Origin of the sequence: Bradyrhizobium sp. (genome assembly GCF_049519115.1) — a bacterium.
In the GTDB taxonomy this organism is placed as follows: Bacteria; Pseudomonadota; Alphaproteobacteria; order Rhizobiales; family Xanthobacteraceae; genus Bradyrhizobium.
In genome coordinates this window covers 58,297-76,547 of record NZ_JBEKRB010000011.1, presented here as the reverse complement: position 1 = coordinate 76,547, position 18,251 = coordinate 58,297, and the positions used below count along the sequence as shown (strand labels likewise).

The window sequence follows — 18,251 nt, the reverse complement described above, 5'->3', positions numbered from 1 at the left end:
AACCTTCGCAGCCGCGAAGGGGCGCCAGCCTTTAAGGTGTCGCCTTGGCGTTGAGGTGGCGCAACTCCCACGGCAGGATGATCTTCCTGAAGATCACCGGGTCCGGCCATGTATTGGCCGTGCGGCCCATATGCCCGCCGGCCGGATTGATCCAGGCTTCGCGCGGCTCGGTGCCGCTGTTGATCAGCAATTCGAGATCGTCGATCGGCACTTGTGTATCGCGGGTGCCACCCACGACCAGAATGGGCGCGGTGGGCTTGCCGAGCAGGCCCTGGGTCTGCAGCGACATCTTCGGCAGGAAAGCGATCAACTCGTCGGCCGATTTCATCCCATAGACAAACAGGCTCGCCGGAACGAGGTCGAACAAATATTCGCGCGTGTACATCCGGCCGCGAAAGAAATCGGCCTGGAATGTGCGATGGATCGGCGGCGATTGGGTGACCGCGCCGACCAGACGCTTGGCCTCGGTGTGCGCGAGCTTGGCGGCCCAATAAGCGCCAAAACTCTGGCCATGCACGAGGATGCGGTTCTTGTCGATCTCGCTCCGGGTCGCGAGATAATCGAGGACGCGCGAGTAGATCTCGTCGGCGCTCTCGTCCGCCTTGCGCGGGGCTTGTCCGGTGCCGGGGCTGTCGACGGCGAAGAACCCGATTCCTTCGGGAATGGCGGCGGCATAGGTCTCGGCCACGGTTTCCTTGCGGCTGTCGAGACCCGAAATCGCCAGCACCAGAGGCACCGGGCGCGGCGCGTTGGCGGGCAATCTTAAGTAACCGACGATTTCCCTGTCCCCGTAAGGGATGTGCACGACTTCGAGCGGCGGATCGAAATAACGGGCATGCTGCAGATAGGCGTCGACCGCCTTCTGATACGCCGCCTGCTTGCCGGCCGAGGTGGGCGATGGCCACTGGCCGAAATAATAGAGGCGCCAGGCGCGCACAAAATTGGCGTCGGCTTCCTTGGGGTCGGTGGCGGCCTTGGCCTTGGCCATATAGGTATCTGCAACCGCGCTCCAGGCGGCCGCCCAATCATCCGGCTCACGGCTCTTGATACGGGAGAGCGCCTCGCTGGCGTCAACGGGCTGGATACCCAACGCAGGATAAGCGCCGGTTTGGGCACGGGCGAGCGTTTCGGTCTTGATTTCGTCGATGGTGCGGTCGGCGGTTTGTGCCGAGGCGGTTTCGCTCGCAAGCCCTATCAGGGCGGCGGCTATCAAGAACAGGCGCATTTTTTTGTTTTCCTCCCGGTAACGTCGCGATTATGGGCGGACGAGGGAGGGGAAACAAGGGATCGCCAGATGATCCACGGCAAAGCCTGAAGGCTTAGCCTTCTATCAATTCCTTGATGCGGCGCTGCAACTGGCGTTTTTTCTTTTCGCTTTTGCGCAGGCGTTCGGCGAGATCCGAGCCGGGCAACTCGTAAGACTGTTCCGGGTTGAACGCCACGCCGACGAAATTGTCGCGCCACCAGATGATCCGGGCCATGACAGAGCGTCCCTTGCGCGCGATCGTCAGCCGCAACGAGTCCTTGGGCAGGCGCACTGCGTTGTTGAATTCGAGGTGGGCGCCGTGCTCGGAGATGTCGCGCACCACGCAATCCCGTGCCGTTCCATTGTCGGCGATCTCCGCGACCCCGCCATAAATAACCTTGTCGCGCGCGCTCTGGCGTCGTTCCGGCATCGAAAAGCTCCCAATCGAAAGCCGGACTTTTACGCGAGCCGGTGGCGCAAGAAAGGGCAGCGCAGCCAAAAAGCCGCGTTAACGTAAATCGATGTTAGGAAAATCATGTCGCAGGCCGCGGCATTAAGCACGATTTTTGGAAGACTTAGGCCGCCGTCTCGCGAAGGTTGCGAGCAATTTCTTTCTGGGCGTCGAATTCGCGCCGGCGCCGCGCAAGTTCCTCGGCGCTCAAGGCTGCGACGTTGTTGTAGTCGCGTTTCCAGGCGGGATCGACGCTCCATCGTAGCGGCGATTGCACGGTGGTTTGGGCGGATGGAGCGGTTTCCAGCACGCGCAGCGCCAGCTCCAGCGTAAAAGCTTGCGAGGCCACATCCTGCGGCTTGCCGGCGGAATTACCGAGCGGGAAGTCGGAGAACAGGAAGCGGGGCACCGCGGCGTGCTCGACGATATCCTTGGCGCAGCCCATCACAACCGTGGGAATGCCGTTGGTCTCGAGATGCCGGGCGACCAGGCTGACCGTCTGGTGACAGACCGGACAGTTCGGCACCAGAACCGCGGCGTCGACGCCATCGGCCCGGCAGCGGGCGAGAATCTCAGGCGCGTCGGTCTCGATCGTGACGCGGTGGCTCCGGTTGGTCGGCGCGCCAAAAAAACGCGGTGCGACCTCGCCGATCCGGTTTTCGGCGGCGAGCCGGTGCAGTTGCGGCAATGGGAACCAGGTGCCGCTGTCCTCGGCCGAGGTGTGCACGCGGTCATAGGCGACGTGCGAAATCCGCACATCATGCAGCTTCGACGTATCGCCGTCGTAGACCGAATAGAACTTGACGCCGCCGTTATATTTGGCGCCGGGCCCCTGATCACCCTTGGCGGGGTCGAACGGCGCGGCGGTGGTGATGAGGGCAACGCGTGACTGCGCGAGCGGCTTGCGCAACGGCTGGAACGGCGCCTCGACATAATGCGCCCAGCGATAGGGCGTGGTGTAGCCGATCGCGGCGTAATATTCCCGCGTGCGCGCCATATAGGGGATCGGCGCATTCTCGTCCGATGCAAAGCCGGTGCGGTCGTCAGAAGAGCTATCCATATAAACTCTCATCAAGGCGCCATCATCCAACGATAGCTAAACGGCGCATGGCCGGTGTCAAGGATGGTGTACGTCGAAGGGCAGGACGGCAATGCAAGAGTGGACTGCCATGCAAGGTTCCAAAAGTTCGCTGGTCCCATTTCTGGTTTGGGTCACGTTGATCGCGAGCGCGGCCGCGCAGGAGGCCGCGCCCGTGAACGACGGTTCGCCGGCCGCGAAGCCTGGCGTGGAAGCGCCGGCCACCGATCCGCAAGAGAAATCGCAGGACAAACCGCAAGACAAGCCATCGGAGAATGCGGCGGATAAACCATCTGAGAAGCCGGCAGATCCCGACACAAGGGAGGCCGTGTGTCTGATGATCGAAGCGGCGGCTCGCGCCAACGATCTGCCGCTTGAGTTTTTCGCCCGCGTCATCTGGCAGGAAAGCCGCTTTCAGTCCGACGCCATGGGGCCGATGACCCGCAGCGGCCAGCGCGCGCAAGGCATCGCGCAGTTCATGCCGGGCACGGCCAACGAGCGGCGGCTGCTCGATCCCTTCGATCCGGTCCAGGCGTTGCCGAAATCCGCCGAATTCCTCAGCCAGTTGCGCGGCCAGTTCGGCAATCTCGGGCTGGCAGCGGCTGCCTATAATGCCGGGCCGCGGCGGGTGCAGGAATGGCTCGCCGGCACAGGCTCGATGCCGCAGGAGACCCGCCATTACGTCTCAAGCATTACCGGCGCCACGGTCGAGGAATGGCAGACCGCCGGCCGGGGCGGCCGGATATCCGACCGCGCGGCCGTGCATACGACCTGCCAGGATTTGATGGCGCTGCTCAAGCGCGCGCCGAACTATTTTGTCAGCCGGCTCGAGCAGAGCGTGGAGCTCGGCGCGGCTAAGCCGTGGGGCGTACAGCTGGCCGGAGGATTCGATCGCGACCTGGCGATGGCGATGTACTCGCGTGCGGTGTCGCGATTGAGCAGCGTGGTCGGCGACCAGACGCCGACCTTGCTTAGTACGCAGAACCGTCACCGCGGCATGCGGCCGTTCTATCAGGTGCGTATCGGTGCCGACACCAGGCCGGCCGCCGACGATCTCTGCAATCGTATTCGCCGTGCCGGCGGCGCCTGTTTTGTGTTGCGCAATTTCAAGGCGTGAGTTTATGAGCTGACGACGACTCTGCATGCCAGCCGTGAGGCTGCGATCGCTTGACGCGCATGCAAATCGAAAGCGTTATGCCGCCTCGATTCACGCAATGTTCATGCTCACATGGTCTTTCCGCCGCTCGATTCACCCCAATGGCATCAGCCCCTGCGCGCATACGCGTTGGGGATGTCTGCGGTTCGGTGGACCATTCTCTCGGCAGTGCTGTTCGTCACCTATATCGGCATCGGCGCACTTGCCCATGACACGCATTTCTCGTTGGCCTGGGCCTTGCTGGCCACGCTCTTGGTTTGGGCGGGGCCGGCGCAGATCATCCTGATCTCGACTTTGGCCTCGGGCGCCTCCGTCGTGCAATCGGCGATCGCGGTGACCGTGAGCGCGGTCCGGCTGTTTCCAATGGTGGTCGCGGTGCTTCCGATGATGCGCACGCCACAGACCAAGCGGCGACAGCTTGTGCTGGTCGCGCATTTTACTGCGGTGACGCTCTGGGTCGAATGTTACCGCTTCCTGCCGCATGTGCCGCGCGAGCGTCGTATCGCCTTTGTCCACGGGCTCGGCAGTGGGTTGGCGCTGATCGGTCTGGTCGCGACCGCCATCGGCTATGAGTTGGCCGCGAACCTGACACAGACATTCGGCTCGGCGATCCTGCTGCTGACGCCGCTGGCGTTTCTGTTTTCCACCGCGCGCAACTCCAGAGAACTCGCGGACGGGCTGGCGCTCGGACTCGGGCTTGCGCTCTATCCCCTGGCGTCGCTGCTCGACAGCGGCCTCGATATCCTGATCAGCGGGGTTGCGGCCGGCACCATTGCCTTTGTCGTCCATAAATGGCGGGAGAGCGCATGAGCGATTTCCTCGGCAATTGGCACGCGCTGCTGTTGCTTCTGGTGGCGGGCGTGATCCCGAACCAGATCTGGCGCATGCTTGGACTGTGGCTCGGCAGTGGGCTGGACGAGGGGTCTGATCTCCTGGTGTGGGTCAAGGCGGTCGCAACCGCGATTCTGGCCGGCGTGATCGCGGAGATTTTGGTGCACCCGCCGGGAGCGCTGGCGAGCGTCCCCGGCCTTTTGCGCTACGGCGCGGTCGTCGCAGGTTTTATCGTCTTCATGCTGACGCGGCGGTCGATCTTCGCCGGCGTGGTTTCCGGCGAGTTCCTGATGCTCGCGGGAAAATGGTGGCTTGGCTGATCGCCGCATTGCTGATTTGATCAGCCGCTGACGTAACATCGTCAGCGGAGGAAACGGCAATGGGCAGACACTTCAAGTCGGCCTTGATCGGTGCGTTTGTCGCTGCGGCTTTTTTCGCTGCGGCGGGAAGTGCGGCTGAATTTCCGGTACGGCCGCTGCGCCTCGTGGTCCCCTATGCTGCCGGCGGTCCGACCGACGTGGTCGGGCGAGTGGTGGCGGATTATCTCGCGAGAGATCTCAAGCAGGCGGCGTTCGTCGAGAACAAGCCTGGCGCGCAAGGCGCGATCGGTTCCGAGGCGGTCGCGCGGAGTGACGCGGACGGGTACACGCTGCTGGTCGTCTCCGGCTCGATGTTTGTGCTCAATCCCATGCTCTACAAGAAGCTGGCCTACGATCCCGATCGGGATTTTCGGACGTTGGCGATCGTCACGGAAGACCCTCTCGTGATGGAGGTCCACCCCTCTCTGCCAGTGAAGTCCGTTGCCGAATTTGTGGCTTACGCCAAACAGAATCCGGGAAAACTCAGCTTCTCCTCGGCCGGAACGGGAGGCGTGATTCATCTCGCGGGCGAGATGTTCAAGCAGATGGCCGGCATCGAGATGACACACGTGCCCTACAAGGGAGCCGGTCCCGCCATGGTCGATCTTCTCGCGGGAAACGTCCAGCTGATGTTCGATTCCTTTGGCACGGCGTACCCTCCGGTGACGGCCGGGTCGCTGCGGGCGCTCGGCGTGAGTTCGGCGCAAAGACGCTCCGAATTGCCTGATGTGCCGACCATCGCCGAAAGCGGCTTCCCCGATTACCTCGTTAGCGTCTGGTTCGCGATTGCCGTGCCAGCCAAGGTGCCCGAGAATGTTGCGGGAATCATCAAGGCCAGCCTCGACCAGGCCCTGAACGACGATGCGTTTCGTGCGTCGCTTCAGAAAATCGGCTATTCGGTAAAGCGACCGCAAAGCGCGGCCGAGATCGCCAAGTTCATCGAAGCCGATCGCGCGCGATGGTCGGCGGTGGTCAAGGACCGGAACATTTCGTTGGACTAGTGGAGTGGATTTGACATTCGCTACCTACCTGGCCACGAGTTCGTCAAGCGAATGTCAAATCCAAAACTCCACTAGAAACTTATATTATTAGTGGTCCTTTGATTCTAACATTCGCAAAAGCGACCGCTGCGAAGGGATACGAATGTTAGAATCGGACCACTAGAGCGATGACCGTAGAGATCAAGTTGCGCGAGGGGGAGGTCGCCGTCGACATGCCCGAGGCCGGCGATGCCGGTCTCGTCTTCATCGGCCGCATCCGCACCCCTTGGAAATTGCGCGAGGAAACACCGCGACAAGGCAGCCATGATGGCCCTATCTGCCGGATCGAGATTTTCGAGGCATGGGTGCCGGCGCTCAAGGGCGTCGATTTCTACGCGCATCTGGAAGTGATCTACTGGCTGCATCGCTCGCCACGCAATCTCGTGGTGCAACGCCCGAACAAAAACGGACAGACGCGCGGTACGTTTTCGCTGCGCTCACCGGTCAGACCCAATCCGATCGGCACCTCGATCGTCAAATTCGTCGGCATCGAGGGATCGAGCGTGCTGGTGCGCGGCCTCGATTGCCTCGACGAAACCCCGCTGATCGATCTCAAGCCGGACCGTTGCGATTTCTCACCGCTCGCGGCGCAGAGGGGTGGGGATACGGAAGGGGAGTGATCTGCTCTTCGCATCTCCCTGAAAGGGAGAGGTCGGATCGCCCCTGCCGATGCGAAGCATCGCCCAGTGCGATCCGGGTGAGGGTCATCTTTCGAACCGAATTTTGGGTCGACCCCCCAACCCAACCCTCCCCCTTGGGGAGGGAGTTTGAGTTCTTACCCCTTCAACGCCGCGATCAGTTTGGCCGCATTTGCCTCAAGCACCTTGCCGTCTTCCTTGCGGCTCGCGGGCGGAAGCAGCGCCACGCCGTCATGGCGCGGCATCACATGCATGTGCAGGTGAAACACCACCTGTCCGCCGGCTGGTTCCGAGAATTGCTGCACGGTGATGCCCTGCGCATCGAACGCTGTCATTGCGGCGCGCGCGATCTTCTGGGAGACACGCGCGACGTGGGCGAAATCCTCAGCCGTAATATCCAGGATGTTGCGGGCAGGCGCCTTCGGGATCACCAGCGTATGGCCCGCACAGCGCGGCATGATGTCGAGAAAGGCGAGCGTGTGGTCGTCCTCATAGACCTTGTAACAGGGGAATTCGCCGCGCAGGATCTTGGCGAAGGGATTTTGCGGATCGTAAGCGGGCATGAAAAACTCCTGATCTAATCGTCGCCCAAAGCGCCGTTGTCTTTACGAAACGGTCCGGCCGCGGTGAGTTCGCGTCCCATCTCGGCTACATAGGCACGCTCGCGCTTGAGATAGTCCTTGATGGCGTGACGCAGGCCTGGGTCGGCGATGAAATGCGCCGAATAGGTGGTTTGAGGCAGATATCCGCGGGCGATCTTGTGCTCGCCTTGCGCGCCGGCTTCAACCGTTTTCAAGCCCCGCGTGATCGCATCGTCGATCGCCTGATAGTAGCACACCTCGAAATGCAGGAACGGGTGATGCTCGATCGCGCCCCAGTTGCGGCCGAACAGCGCCTCAGAACCGATGAAGTTGATAGCGCCGGCAATCCAGCGATTATTGCGCCTCGCCATGACCAGCAGCACGTCGTTGGCCATGGTTTCGCCGATCAGCGAGAAAAAACTGCGTGTCAGATAGGGCCGGCCCCATTTGCGCGAGCCAGTCTCCATGTAGAACGCAAAGAACGCATCCCAGGCTTCCTCGGTGATGTCGCTGCCGTTCAACGCGTGGATGGTGATGCCGTTGGCGACCGCCTCGCGCCGCTCGCGCTTGATCGCCTTGCGGTGACGCGAATTCAACGTGGCGAGGAAGTCGTCGAAGCTGCGGTAATCCTGATTGTGCCAGTGGAATTGCTGGTCGGTCCGTTGCAGGAAGCCGTGGCTTGCCAGCAATTTCCATTCGGCTTCGCGTGCAAATGTCACATGCACGGAGGACGCCTCCGTAGCCTGACACAGCCCGACGAGCCCTCGTGCAAGCGCATTTCGGATTTCGTCCTGGTCGACGTCGTGGCGGATCAAAAGGCGAGGGCCGGTGGCCGGCGTAAAGGGAACCGAGGCCTGGAGTTTCGGGTAATAGCTGCCGCCCGCGCGCTCATAGGCGTCCGCCCAGCCGCGGTCGAATACGTATTCGCCTTGCGAGTGCGATTTCAGATAGCAGGGCACGATGCCGGCGATCGCGCCGTCGCAGCGGGCGAGCAGATGTCGCGGCCCCCAGCCGGTGCGTGGGACCGCTGATCCGGATGCCTCGAGGGCCGAGAAAAAGGCGTGCGAAACGAAGGGGTTGTAAGAGCTTTTGGAGCCTTCGCGAGAGCCTTCGGTCGCAACAGGCGGATTGGCGCAGGCGTCCCATTCCTCAGCCGGAATCTGGCTGATGGAAGAAACCGCTTCGAGGGTGATTTCGGATGAATCCATCGATAGTTCGCGCTGACCTATGTTTAAGATCGTGCAAGGCGGTGCGGACTTCAAGGTCCGCCTGTCAAGGCTGGAACCCCTCGAAGATCATTTGATCGGCATAGCGGGCCGCACGCGTCCGCTGCTCGGGCGTGCGCACCGTCCAGGTCAGGAGCGGCAGGCCGAACATATGCCGTGCGATCCAGGGCGCGGGCGCCGGCAGATCATTGACCCAATAGGCGACAAACTGCGGCTGCGTGCGCAAGAAGTGTTTCAGGTGCCTCATGCCCGCGCGTTGGGCTGGCGTGGCCTCCGGCCAATCGGCTTCCGTATAGTGACGTTGCGCAACGATGCCGCGCGGCGATTCCGGCAGCATTTCTCGAAGCGCGACCACCTGGTCCGGATCGAATGACATCCCGGCCACTGGGCCGGAATAAGAGGCGAGCACTTCCGCCATCCGTTTCACCAGCCGGCGGTCGCCGTCGAAATGGCTCTTGACCTCGACGACGATCGGAACGCGTCCCCTGACCAGGATGCAGAGGTCGGCCAGTGACATCATCCGCTCTGAAGTGCCCCTGAAGCGAACTTCCTTCAAAGCTGTCGCGGTCAGGCCGAGCAGGGCGCCCGAACCCTCGGTGAGGCGGCCGAGCGCATCGTCGTGATGCACCATGGCTTCACCGTCGCCGGTGAGTTGCACATCGCATTCAATCGCAAAATTGCCGTCGATGGCGGCGAGCGCCGCGCTTGGCATGTTTTCAATAATGCCGCGGGCGCGATCATGCAGGCCGCGATGGGCCACCGGTCGCGCCGTCAGCCAGTCGGGGGCGCGCATCGGAAAGGGCCTCCTGCTTATGAGACCTCGAACACCCCTTCGACCTCGACTGAGGCATCAGCTGGAAGCGAGGCCACGCCGACCGTGGTGCGGGCATGGCGGCCCTTGTCGCCGAAGGCTGCGACCATCAGGTCGGAGGCACCGTTGAGAACCTTTGGCCCATCCAGAAAATCAGGTGCGGAATTGACAAAACCGCCAAGGCGAACCACCCGCGCCACCTTGTCGAGGTGGCCAAGCGCGGCCTTGACCTGCGCCAGAAGGTTGATGGCGCAGCCGCGCGCGGCGGCATTGCCTTGCTCGACGGTCACGCCGGCACCAAGCTTGCCCTTGGCGATCAGCTTGCCGTCTGCGCCGAGGCAAATCTGGCCGGATACAAACAGCAAATTCCCACTGCGCACGAAGGGCACGTAATTGGCCACCGGATTCGGCGGTTCATGCAGGGTGATGCCCTGTGATGCCAGCTTTTGTTCGACCGTCCCCGTCATGTTCGTCCCCGCTTGATGCTGCCGGCACCCGTATTACCAGCTCACATTGTTTCGCGCATCAGGCCCCTACTTGCAAGCGAAGGGCTGGCGGATGGAGCGATGCTGAAAAACATGGCAAGTCAACATTTTCCGCCTTTTGGCCGCAGTTGCGGTGCAATGAGTCGGTGAATATCCTCGTGAAATCATCTAAGGAATGAATCATGGCCCGCGCATTCCAGACTTTGTCCCGCAGCACCAGATCGTTGGTGCTGACTTTGGCCGTGCCTGCATTGGCTGCGGGATTGTCCGGAAGCGCCAAGGCCGCCGCCAACGGCGCGTTTCTTTCCCACCAGGCACTTTATGAACTCACCCTGTTGAAGTCGCGGGGATCCAATTCGATCAGCAGCGCTCACGGCCGCATCCTCTACAGCTTCACGGGCAGCGCCTGCGAGGGCTACACCTCCGAATTCCGCCAGGTGTCCGAGATGGACAATGGCGAGAACAAGGTGACGCTGTCGGACCTGCGTTCGACATCCTGGGAAGATGCCGCCGGCAAGACCTACCGCTTCAAGATCGACTCGCGGATGAACGATGTCGATACCGGCCCGATCGACGGGATCGCGGAACGGGTCGGCGACCATATCTCCGTCAAGCTCAAGCAGCCGCAGACCAAGACCTTCAATCTCGATGGCTCGACCGTATTCCCGACCGAGCAGATTCAGCACATCATTGCCGCCGCGAAGGAAGGCAAATCCATTCTGGAGCAGACCGTCTATGACGGTTCGGACAATGGCGAAAAGGTCTTCTCAACGCTTGCGGTGATCGGGCAGCCGATCCATGGCGATCAGACCATTGCCTCGCCCGATCCCTCGACCGAAAACGACGTGATGAAATCGACAACCCGCTGGCCGGTGACGGTGAGCTATTACGATCACGACGCCAAGCCGGAAGAGGGCGAACAGACGCCGCTTTACGCAATGTCGTTCGAGCTGTTCGAAAACGGCGTCTCCCGGGCGCTGGTGCTCGACTACAATGACTTCGTGATTTCCGGCGCGCTCGGAAAATTCAACGTCAAGGATTCCAAGCCGTGCAAATGACGGCTTGAACTATTCTTCGGTTTTTTCCGGCCCTTCATAGGCAATCCCCCTGATCACCGCGGCCGCCCCGAATTTCTTGCGCAGGCCGTCGATGGCGCGTTCCGCATCCGCCGAGCGCCGGTCCAGCATGTCGGTGTCGTGGGCGTCGCTGCCGGAGCGAAGGGCGCTGACGCCCGCGCCCATCAGGCGGAAGGCGGTGCCGTCGATTTCCTTTGCCAGCATCTCTCTCGATATCGCGAAAATCTTGGCCGCGAGCTGGGTCGGGGCATGAATCGATTGCGAACGGGTGCGTTGTCGGAAATCGGCCGTCTTCAGCTTCAACGTGATGGTCGACCCTGCCAGTTCGCTGCTTTTGAGCCGGCTTGAGACTTTCTCCGACAGCCGCCACAGCAGTCTTTCGAGGGTTGCAAAATCGCGGATGTCGGTCTCGAAGGTGGTTTCGCTCGAGATCGTCTTGGCGCCGCGATCGGCTACCACGCGCCGGTCGTCGATGCCGCGCGCCAGCCGCCACAGTCTTTGTCCCTCGCCGCCGAATTGCTTCATCAACTCGGTTTCGTCGGCGCGTTGCAAATCGGCGATCAGGCGAAAGCCGCGCTGGACCAGGCGCTCTTGCGTGGCCGGTCCGACGCCGAAGATGAAGCTGACCGGCTTGTCCGCCAGCATGACGCGCGCGTCGTCCTGATCGAGAGTAGCGAAGCCGCGCGGCTTGTCGAGGTCGGAGGCGATCTTGGCGAGAAACTTGTTGCAGGAAAGCCCAACCGAAACGGTGACACCGACCTCTCGTTCGATTTGCTGCGCAAAGCGCGCCAGCACCTTGCCGGGAATCATGCCGTGAACGCGCTGGGTCCCACTGAGGTCGAGAAACGCTTCGTCGATGGACAGTGGCTCGACCAGCGGCGTTAGCGCCTGCATCGCGTGGCGCACTTCGCGGCCGACCCGGACATATTTGGCCATGTCGGGCCGGATCACGACCGCTGAAGGGCAGAGGGCCAGCGCCTTGAACATCGGCATCGCCGAGCGAACGCCGAAGGTGCGCGAGATGTAGCAGGCGGCCGAGACCACGCCGCGTTTGCCGCCGCCGATAATGACCGGCTTGTCGGCGAGCTCCGGATTGTCGCGCTTCTCGACCGTGGCATAGAAGGCGTCGCAATCGATATGGGCGAAGTTCAGCGAAGTGAGTGCACGGTGACGCACCAGCCGCGGCGAGCCGCAATTGCCGCACCGCCTGGCTGAGAACTCCAGATCATGGAGGCAGTCCCGGCAAAAGCAGGTCGGTCCGTCTGCTGATGCCGGTAAGGGGGGCGTCACGGCACTTCTAAACCTGGATCGATCAGCGCCTGATGGGCCGCGGCGATGTTGGTCGGATGAAGTTGGGATACGGCGGCAAATGCCTTCACGGTGGCGTCGTCGCGCATGACGAAATCCAGCACATGCGCCAGGAATTGGGGATTGGCGGCCGCGCTGCGCAGCGTCTCGGGTCCGAGGCCGCTTTCGGACAGAAAGGCCCCCAGCCGCTCGGGCTCGCTTGCGATAAAGGAAAGCGCCTGAACGGCAACAATTTCAGCAACTTCCCGAGGGTTCCGTGTGGGTTTTCTCAAGGGATCCATTTGCCTTTCCGTAACTTATGGTTTCTATTTTCCAAACGATCATGCCCGAGTCTGCGGAAACTGTTCAAGCAACTGACAACCACGTCTGGAAAGTTGGACTTCGGCTTAACGGGTTAGAGCGAATCTGGCGCTAGTTTGATTTCACTTTTTGACGGGCCGAGCGGCTTTTGGGGCTTCGCCTTGAAGGTTCGTGTCGCCGGGAGTGGAGGGGCGGGATGGCAAAAACCGTCCTGATCGTGGAGGACAACGAGCTCAATATGAAGCTCTTTCGCGATCTGCTTGAAGCACATGGCTATCAGACTTCCGGCACCAGCAACGGTTTCGAGGCGCTCGATCTCGTGCGCAAGCTTCGTCCCGATCTGATCCTGATGGATATCCAGCTTCCGCAGGTATCGGGTCTCGAAGTCACGCGATGGATCAAGGACGATCCGGAGTTGCGTTCCATTCCGGTCGTGGCGGTCACTGCGTTCGCGATGAAGGGCGACGAGGAGCGTATCCGTGAGGGCGGGTGCGAGGCTTATCTGTCCAAGCCGATCTCGGTTGGCAAGTTTATCGAGACCGTCCGACGGTTTATTGGATAGGGGAGTTTGAAATGTCCGCGCGCGTTCTTGTCGTCGACGATGTTCCCGCCAACGTCAAACTGTTGGAAGCGCGGTTGTCGGCCGAATATTTCGATGTGCTCACCGCAGCTAGCGGCGCCGAAGCGCTGACGATGTGCGCGCGCGCCGAGTGCGACATCATCCTGCTCGACGTCATGATGCCGGACATGGATGGCTTCGAGGTCTGCCGCCGGCTGAAGTCGAACCCCGCCACCCATTACATCCCGGTCGTCATGGTGACGGCGCTTGATAGCCCAGCCGACCGCGTTCGCGGCCTGGAGGCCGGCGCCGACGATTTCCTGACCAAGCCGGTATCCGACGTGGTCCTGATCGCGCGCGTGCGTTCGCTGACCCGGCTCAAGATGATGACCGACGAATTGCGGATGCGCGCCATTACCTCGCTCGAAATCGGCGTGCAGGCGCCGGAGCGCAGCGCGGTGGCCGATACCGGCAAGGGAGGCCGTATCCTTCTGGTCGACGATCGGCCGTCCTCCTATGAGCGGCTGGCTCCGGTCCTGAGCACCGAGCATAAGGTCGATGTCGAAGCCAATCCGGCCGAGGCGCTGTTTCATGCCGCCGACGGCAACTATGACCTGCTGATCGTTTCGCTCGGTCTCGACAATTTCGACGGCTTGCGGCTTTGCAGCCAGGCGCGCTCGCTCGAGCGCACGCGTCACGTGCCGATTCTGGCGATTGCGGAAGCTGACAGCAATACGCGGCTGCTCCGCGGGCTCGAGATCGGCGTCAACGATTATCTGCTGCGCCCCGTCGACAAGAACGAGCTGCTGGCGCGTGCCCGCACCCAGATCCGCAAGCGCCGCTATACCGATCACCTGCGCGACAACGTGCAGAACTCGATTGAAGCCGCGATTACCGATGCCCTGACCGGCCTGCACAATCGTCGTTACATGGAAAGCCATCTGGCGACGCTGGCCGAACAGGCGTCGAGCCGCGGCAAGCCGCTGGCTCTGATGATGCTCGACATCGACTTCTTCAAATCGATCAACGACAATTACGGTCACGATGCCGGCGACGACGTGCTGCGTGAATTTGCGGTGCGCGTGCGCAAGTCGATCCGCGGCATCGATCTCGCCTGCCGCTATGGCGGCGAGGAGTTCGTGATCGTGATGCCGGAAACCGATCTGCATGTCGCCGGCATGGTGGCGGAGCGTTTGCGGCGCTCGGTCGCCGGCGAGCCCTTCGCCGTCAACAAAGGCGAAAAGCGCATCGAAGTCACGATCTCGATCGGGCTCTCGACGCTGGAGCGAAAGGGCGAGGCGGTCGCCGACGTGCTCAAGCGCGCCGATACGGCGCTTTACCGCGCCAAGCACGATGGGCGTAATCGCGTGGTGGCGAACGCCGCCTAAAGCAGGCCCCGCGTTATTTCTTGTTTCCCTGCGCCGATATTGATCCGGGCCCGTCAATCCGGACGCCGGCGCTCGCCAGAAGCACTTTAGCGGCTTGCTTGGCCGCGCGCGCCATCGCGGGATCGTCGCGCACTAGGTCCTGCGCGATCGAGCCATCGACAAGCAATGTAAGCTGGGTCGCCAACCCTTCCGCGTCCGTTACGCCGAGCTGTATCAGCAGGTCACGGAACCAGAGGCGCCGGCTCTCCTTGAAGGCGATCGCGATCTTGCGCACCGGTTTGGCGTCCGCACCCAATTCGGCCACGGCATTGACGAAGGGGCAGCCGCGAAAATCCTTGTGCGAAAAACGCCGTTCGAGCGAATCGAAGGTTCCGAGAATCTGTTCGGCCGGAGGCTTGTCGGACGGTTTGGGTTGTACGAAGCGCCGCTGGAGATAAGCCGATATCAGCGCGTCCTTCGACGGGAAGTGATTGTAGAGGGTACGCTTGCTGATGCCGATTTCGGCCACGATCGTGTCGACGCCGATGGCGCGAATCCCCCTGAGGTAGAACAGCCTGTCGGCGGTATCCAGAATCCGTTCCTTCATGCTTGGCTTGGCGGGCAGACTTGCCATGCGGATACGCGAGGTCCTTCCAACTTGACAGTGAGGCACCATTGTAGCCTAAGTACACAGGTCTGTTTACTTATTTCGGCCGGCGGAAATCGGATATTTTGGTCGGTGCCGAAAGCCGGGAGAACAAGAACAATGCCCCTGTTGCAGATCTTGCGGCCGACATTGCCGATCCTGATCGGTGCCTCGATCATGCTGACTCTAAGCATGGGGCTGCGGCAGTCGCTCGGCATTTTCATGCAGCCGCTGACGCATGGCATCGGCATCTCCGTCTCCGATTTCACGCTGGCGATAGCCGTACAAAACCTGGCCTGGGGATTCTTGCAACCGCTCGCGGGCGCACTGACCGTGCGCTTCGGTTTCCGCGCGATCATGGTGACCGGCGCGATCTTCTATATCGCTGGCCTTACGCTGATGGCGACGGCGCAGGGGCTGATCAGTGTCATGATCGGCGGAGGCTTGCTGATCGGCCTGTCGCTCGCGTGCACGGCAGCGGCAATCGCGATGTCGGTCGCGGCGCGCGCGGTGCCGGAAACCGTGCGATCGACCGTCCTCGGTCTCGTATCGGGCGCCGGATCGCTGGGCGCGCTTTTATCCGCGCCGCTCGGGCAAATGCTCAGCGCCGGCTATGGCTGGCGGGTGGGGCTGGCTGGTTTTGTCGTGCTGTCGGTTGCGATGATTCCCGCGGCGTGGTTTGCGGGCAGGGTGGATGCGATCCCGCTGCCGAAGCCCGCGCGCGATGACGCCGGCGGCAATTCGGCGGGCGATGCGGTCAGGCTGGCGTTCGGCAATGCATCCTTCGTGGTGATGACTTGCGCCTATTTCGTTTGCGGCATGCAGCTGGTCTTTCTGAGCACGCACTTGCCGTCGTATCTGGCGATCTGCGGCATGGATCCGATGCTGAGCGCGCAGACGCTCGGCATGATCGGCGGCTTCAACGTGCTCGGCAGCGTGTTCTTTGGCTGGGCCGGCCAGCGCTGGAACAAGCTCGCGCTGCTCGGCGGAATTTACGTTCTGCGCTCGCTCGCACTCGCCTGGTATTTCATGCTGCCGCCGACCCCCGCGAGCACGCTCTTGTTCGGCGCGATCATGGGATTTCTATGGATGGGCGTCGGTCCGCTGGTGGCGGGCGCGGTGGCCGAGATGTTCGGCCTGAAATGGCAGGCGATGATTCAGGGATTCGCCTTCATGAGCCATCAGCTCGGCAGCTTTCTCGGCGCCTTCGGCGGCGGACTGCTGTACGATTCACTCGGCTCATACACGATGGCTTGGCGGATCGGCGTTGCGCTGGGACTGGCCGGTGGCATCGTCCAGATCGCGTTTGCGCTGATCAAGCCGTCGGCGCCGCCGATGCTGAAGACGGCATAAAACAAAACGGGGCCCGATAAGGCCCCGTTTTCATATCAGCAAGCTCGAAACTTACTTGATCTTGGATTCCTTGAATTCGACGTGCTTGCGCGCGACCGGATCGTACTTCTTCTTCACGAGCTTGTCGGTCATGGTGCGCGAGTTCTTCTTGGCGACATAATAGAAACCAGTATCCGCCGAAGAAACGAGCTTGACCTTGATGGTGACCGCTTTGGCCATGTTCAAAACCTTTGATGTCTGGAAGTTGCGCCCGGCCCATCAAAGGGAGCGCATTCGGGCGGCAACCTAGCTTCAAACCGCCCAAAGTCAAGGTTTTGCGGGTCAAAACCAGTCGGAATCGGGCAAAATCCTCGTTTTTACGCGTATTCTGACCGCAAAACCGGTCCGCATTTTTGCGGACTTCGCGCTACCGCTCAAAGAAGCGGTTTTTCGGCCGGGGCAGGCCGAGATTCTCGCGCAAGGTCCGCCCCTCATACTCTTTGCGGAAAATCCCGCGTTTCTGGAGTTCCGGCACCACCTTGTCGACGAAGTCATCGAGCCCTGCGGGCAAGAATGGGAACATGATGTTGAAACCATCCGACCCGAAACCCGTCAGCCATTCCTCCATCTGGTCGGCGATCGACTGCGGCGTACCGACAAACGACAATCCGCCATATCCGCCGACGCGCTGGGCGAGCTGGCGTACGGTGAGCTTGTCGCGCGCGGCGACATCGACCATCCGCTGACGTCCGCTCTTGCTGGCATTGGTTTCGGGGATCGGCGGCAACTGGCCGTCGGGGTCGAAGCCGGAGGCATCCGTTCCCAGGATCACAGAGAGTGAGGCTATCGCGCTGTCGTAATGCACCTTGCTGTCGAGGACGGCGCGCTTTTCCTTGGCCTCGTCGATGCTATCGCCGACCACGACAAAGGCGCCGGGTAGGATTTTCAAATGCTCGGGTTCGCGGCCGATCTTTTCCATCCGCCCCTTGATGTCGGCGTAGAGCTTTTGAGCGTCCGCGAGAGGCCCGCCGCCGGTGAAGACGGCCTCCGCGGTTTCTGCCGCCAACTGTCTGCCGTCATCGGAGGCACCGGCCTGGACGATCACGGGCCAGCCCTGCACGGGGCGCGCGATGTTGAGCGGGCCGCGCACCGAGAGATATTTGCCCTTGTGATCGAGCACATGCATTTTTTCCGGATCGAAAAACAGGCCGGATTCGACGTCCCTGACAAAAGCGTCATCGGCGAAGGAATCCCACAGGCCCGTGACCACGTCGTAAAATTCGCGGGCGCGCTTGTAGCGCTCGGCGTGCTCCATGTGCTCGTCGAGTCCGAAATTCAGCGCCGCATCCGGGTTTGATGTCGTCACGATATTCCAGCCCGCGCGGCCGCCCGAGATATGATCGAGCGAGGCAAAGCGGCGGGCGACATGATAAGGCGCGTCGAACGTCGTCGAGCCGGTGGCGACCAGGCCGATATTGTCGGTGACGGCGGCCAGTGCCGACAGCAGCGTGAACGGCTCGAACGATGTAACGGTGTGGCTGCGCTTGAGCGCATTGATCGGCATGTTGAGCACGGCCAGGTGATCGGCCATGAAGAAGGCGTCGAATTTGCCGGCCTCCAGCTTCCGGATCAGTTGCTTGATGTGGGAGAAATTGAAATTGGCGTCGGGCCAGGCGCCGGGATAGCGCCATGCGCCGGTATGAATAGAGACCGGTCGCATGAAAGCGCCGAGCTTGAGCTGCCGTTGTGCCATTTGCCCCG

21 protein-coding genes are annotated in these 18,251 nt (G+C 61.7%); 9 read left to right on the top strand and 12 right to left on the bottom strand.

The window, feature by feature from the left end; genetic code table 11:
- Positions 1–31: 31 nt before the first annotated feature.
- From ABSE61_RS11640 to ABSE61_RS11630, 3 genes are all read right to left on the bottom strand, one after another.
- Positions 32–1,225, bottom strand: coding sequence for an alpha/beta hydrolase (locus ABSE61_RS11640; protein ID WP_423871249.1), 1,194 nt, complete (start codon positions 1,223–1,225; stop codon positions 32–34).
- A 94-nt stretch (positions 1,226–1,319) separates the two neighbouring features.
- Positions 1,320–1,676: a PilZ domain-containing protein gene (locus tag ABSE61_RS11635; protein ID WP_423871248.1), complete on the bottom strand. Its 357-nt coding sequence runs from the start codon at positions 1,674–1,676 to the stop codon at positions 1,320–1,322.
- Positions 1,677–1,821: 145 nt separating this feature from the next.
- Positions 1,822–2,757, bottom strand: a complete 936-nt coding sequence (locus tag ABSE61_RS11630; protein ID WP_423871247.1) for a glycine/sarcosine/betaine reductase selenoprotein B family protein — start codon at positions 2,755–2,757, stop codon at positions 1,822–1,824.
- 109 nt (positions 2,758–2,866) lie between these two features.
- On the opposite strand from ABSE61_RS11630, the gene ABSE61_RS11625 reads away from it, so the two are divergent.
- The 5 genes from ABSE61_RS11625 (at position 2,867) to tsaA (ending at position 6,781) form a co-directional block, all read left to right on the top strand.
- Positions 2,867–3,892 (top strand): transglycosylase SLT domain-containing protein, encoded by a 1,026-nt coding sequence (locus ABSE61_RS11625; protein WP_423871246.1) that lies wholly within the window; start codon positions 2,867–2,869, stop codon positions 3,890–3,892.
- Positions 3,893–4,003: 111 nt separating this feature from the next.
- Positions 4,004–4,741 carry an AzlC family ABC transporter permease gene (locus ABSE61_RS11620; RefSeq protein ID WP_423871245.1) on the top strand — a complete coding sequence of 246 codons (738 nt, stop codon included), beginning with the start codon at positions 4,004–4,006 and terminating at the stop codon, positions 4,739–4,741.
- Positions 4,738–5,082, top strand: coding sequence for an AzlD domain-containing protein (locus ABSE61_RS11615; RefSeq protein WP_423871244.1), 345 nt, complete (start codon positions 4,738–4,740; stop codon positions 5,080–5,082). The genes ABSE61_RS11620 and ABSE61_RS11615 overlap by 4 nt, the downstream gene beginning before the upstream one ends.
- Positions 5,083–5,141: 59 nt before the next feature.
- Complete coding sequence (locus ABSE61_RS11610; RefSeq protein ID WP_423871243.1) at positions 5,142–6,122, top strand: Bug family tripartite tricarboxylate transporter substrate binding protein; 981 nt, start codon at positions 5,142–5,144, stop codon at positions 6,120–6,122.
- 167 nt (positions 6,123–6,289) lie between these two features.
- Complete coding sequence (gene tsaA / locus ABSE61_RS11605; protein WP_423871242.1) at positions 6,290–6,781, top strand: tRNA (N6-threonylcarbamoyladenosine(37)-N6)-methyltransferase TrmO; 492 nt, start codon at positions 6,290–6,292, stop codon at positions 6,779–6,781.
- A 155-nt stretch (positions 6,782–6,936) separates the two neighbouring features.
- Here tsaA and ABSE61_RS11600 read toward each other — a convergent pair whose 3' ends face one another.
- The 4 genes from ABSE61_RS11600 to ABSE61_RS11585 all read right to left on the bottom strand — a co-directional run bounded on the left by ABSE61_RS11600 (position 6,937) and on the right by ABSE61_RS11585 (position 9,884).
- The gene (locus ABSE61_RS11600; protein WP_423871241.1) at positions 6,937–7,362 is read right to left on the bottom strand and encodes an HIT family protein; all 426 of its coding nucleotides are present in this window, start codon (positions 7,360–7,362) and stop codon (positions 6,937–6,939) included.
- 14 nt (positions 7,363–7,376) lie between these two features.
- A complete protein-coding gene (locus ABSE61_RS11595; protein ID WP_423871240.1) occupies positions 7,377–8,588 on the bottom strand; it encodes a GNAT family N-acetyltransferase in 1,212 nt (403 codons plus the stop codon).
- A 64-nt stretch (positions 8,589–8,652) separates the two neighbouring features.
- Positions 8,653–9,399 (bottom strand): glycerophosphodiester phosphodiesterase family protein, encoded by a 747-nt coding sequence (locus ABSE61_RS11590; RefSeq protein ID WP_423871239.1) that lies wholly within the window; start codon positions 9,397–9,399, stop codon positions 8,653–8,655.
- 17 nt (positions 9,400–9,416) lie between these two features.
- Positions 9,417–9,884 (bottom strand): RidA family protein, encoded by a 468-nt coding sequence (locus tag ABSE61_RS11585; protein ID WP_423871238.1) that lies wholly within the window; start codon positions 9,882–9,884, stop codon positions 9,417–9,419.
- A gap of 200 nt (positions 9,885–10,084) precedes the next feature.
- Between ABSE61_RS11585 and ABSE61_RS11580 the strand changes: the two genes are divergently transcribed.
- Complete coding sequence (locus tag ABSE61_RS11580; RefSeq protein WP_423871237.1) at positions 10,085–10,960, top strand: cell envelope integrity EipB family protein; 876 nt, start codon at positions 10,085–10,087, stop codon at positions 10,958–10,960.
- 9 nt (positions 10,961–10,969) lie between these two features.
- Here the strand turns inward: ABSE61_RS11580 and ABSE61_RS11575 are convergent, their stop codons facing one another.
- Together ABSE61_RS11575 and ABSE61_RS11570 are read right to left on the bottom strand one after the other, a co-directional pair.
- Positions 10,970–12,268, bottom strand: a complete 1,299-nt coding sequence (locus ABSE61_RS11575) for a DNA polymerase IV (RefSeq protein WP_423871236.1) — start codon at positions 12,266–12,268, stop codon at positions 10,970–10,972.
- A complete protein-coding gene (locus ABSE61_RS11570) occupies positions 12,265–12,558 on the bottom strand; it encodes a DUF3572 domain-containing protein (RefSeq protein ID WP_423871305.1) in 294 nt (97 codons plus the stop codon). The genes ABSE61_RS11575 and ABSE61_RS11570 overlap by 4 nt, the downstream gene beginning before the upstream one ends.
- Positions 12,559–12,782: 224 nt before the next feature.
- On the opposite strand from ABSE61_RS11570, the gene ABSE61_RS11565 reads away from it, so the two are divergent.
- Complete coding sequence (locus tag ABSE61_RS11565; RefSeq protein ID WP_215606327.1) at positions 12,783–13,148, top strand: response regulator; 366 nt, start codon at positions 12,783–12,785, stop codon at positions 13,146–13,148.
- A gap of 11 nt (positions 13,149–13,159) precedes the next feature.
- Positions 13,160–14,533, top strand: coding sequence for a PleD family two-component system response regulator (locus ABSE61_RS11560; protein ID WP_423871235.1), 1,374 nt, complete (start codon positions 13,160–13,162; stop codon positions 14,531–14,533).
- A 13-nt stretch (positions 14,534–14,546) separates the two neighbouring features.
- On the opposite strand, the gene ABSE61_RS11555 is transcribed toward ABSE61_RS11560, so the two are convergent.
- Entirely contained in the window at positions 14,547–15,146 is a 600-nt protein-coding gene (locus ABSE61_RS11555) for a TetR/AcrR family transcriptional regulator (protein WP_423871234.1), read from the bottom strand.
- A 132-nt stretch (positions 15,147–15,278) separates the two neighbouring features.
- On the opposite strand from ABSE61_RS11555, the gene ABSE61_RS11550 reads away from it, so the two are divergent.
- Entirely contained in the window at positions 15,279–16,511 is a 1,233-nt protein-coding gene (locus ABSE61_RS11550) for an MFS transporter (RefSeq protein ID WP_423871233.1), read from the top strand.
- A gap of 51 nt (positions 16,512–16,562) precedes the next feature.
- On the opposite strand, the gene rpmG is transcribed toward ABSE61_RS11550, so the two are convergent.
- Together rpmG and ABSE61_RS11540 are read right to left on the bottom strand one after the other, a co-directional pair.
- Entirely contained in the window at positions 16,563–16,730 is a 168-nt protein-coding gene (gene rpmG / locus ABSE61_RS11545) for a 50S ribosomal protein L33 (protein ID WP_159011529.1), read from the bottom strand.
- A 187-nt stretch (positions 16,731–16,917) separates the two neighbouring features.
- Positions 16,918–18,243, bottom strand: coding sequence for an LLM class flavin-dependent oxidoreductase (locus tag ABSE61_RS11540; protein WP_423871232.1), 1,326 nt, complete (start codon positions 18,241–18,243; stop codon positions 16,918–16,920).
- Positions 18,244–18,251 lie beyond the last annotated feature (8 nt).

Excerpts from the sequence above, each read along its gene's own strand:
- ABSE61_RS11630 (WP_423871247.1), bottom strand. The coding sequence starts at position 2,757 with ATGGATAGCTCTTCTGACGACCGCACCGGCTTTGCATCGGACGAGAAT.
- ABSE61_RS11550 (WP_423871233.1), top strand. The coding sequence starts at position 15,279 with ATGCCCCTGTTGCAGATCTTGCGGCCGACATTGCCGATCCTGATCGGT.
- tsaA (WP_423871242.1), top strand. The coding sequence starts at position 6,290 with ATGACCGTAGAGATCAAGTTGCGCGAGGGGGAGGTCGCCGTCGACATG.
- ABSE61_RS11625 (WP_423871246.1), top strand. The coding sequence starts at position 2,867 with ATGCAAGGTTCCAAAAGTTCGCTGGTCCCATTTCTGGTTTGGGTCACG.
- ABSE61_RS11620 (WP_423871245.1), top strand. The coding sequence starts at position 4,004 with ATGGTCTTTCCGCCGCTCGATTCACCCCAATGGCATCAGCCCCTGCGC.
- ABSE61_RS11635 (WP_423871248.1), bottom strand. The coding sequence starts at position 1,676 with ATGCCGGAACGACGCCAGAGCGCGCGCGACAAGGTTATTTATGGCGGG.
- ABSE61_RS11590 (WP_423871239.1), bottom strand. The coding sequence starts at position 9,399 with ATGCGCGCCCCCGACTGGCTGACGGCGCGACCGGTGGCCCATCGCGGC.
- ABSE61_RS11540 (WP_423871232.1), bottom strand. The coding sequence starts at position 18,243 with ATGGCACAACGGCAGCTCAAGCTCGGCGCTTTCATGCGACCGGTCTCT.
- ABSE61_RS11640 (WP_423871249.1), bottom strand. The coding sequence starts at position 1,225 with ATGCGCCTGTTCTTGATAGCCGCCGCCCTGATAGGGCTTGCGAGCGAA.
- ABSE61_RS11565 (WP_215606327.1), top strand. The coding sequence starts at position 12,783 with ATGGCAAAAACCGTCCTGATCGTGGAGGACAACGAGCTCAATATGAAG.
- ABSE61_RS11610 (WP_423871243.1), top strand. The coding sequence starts at position 5,142 with ATGGGCAGACACTTCAAGTCGGCCTTGATCGGTGCGTTTGTCGCTGCG.
- ABSE61_RS11615 (WP_423871244.1), top strand. The coding sequence starts at position 4,738 with ATGAGCGATTTCCTCGGCAATTGGCACGCGCTGCTGTTGCTTCTGGTG.
- ABSE61_RS11595 (WP_423871240.1), bottom strand. The coding sequence starts at position 8,588 with ATGGATTCATCCGAAATCACCCTCGAAGCGGTTTCTTCCATCAGCCAG.
- ABSE61_RS11580 (WP_423871237.1), top strand. The coding sequence starts at position 10,085 with ATGGCCCGCGCATTCCAGACTTTGTCCCGCAGCACCAGATCGTTGGTG.
- rpmG (WP_159011529.1), bottom strand. The coding sequence starts at position 16,730 with ATGGCCAAAGCGGTCACCATCAAGGTCAAGCTCGTTTCTTCGGCGGAT.
- ABSE61_RS11560 (WP_423871235.1), top strand. The coding sequence starts at position 13,160 with ATGTCCGCGCGCGTTCTTGTCGTCGACGATGTTCCCGCCAACGTCAAA.
- ABSE61_RS11600 (WP_423871241.1), bottom strand. The coding sequence starts at position 7,362 with ATGCCCGCTTACGATCCGCAAAATCCCTTCGCCAAGATCCTGCGCGGC.
- ABSE61_RS11585 (WP_423871238.1), bottom strand. The coding sequence starts at position 9,884 with ATGACGGGGACGGTCGAACAAAAGCTGGCATCACAGGGCATCACCCTG.
- ABSE61_RS11555 (WP_423871234.1), bottom strand. The coding sequence starts at position 15,146 with ATGGCAAGTCTGCCCGCCAAGCCAAGCATGAAGGAACGGATTCTGGAT.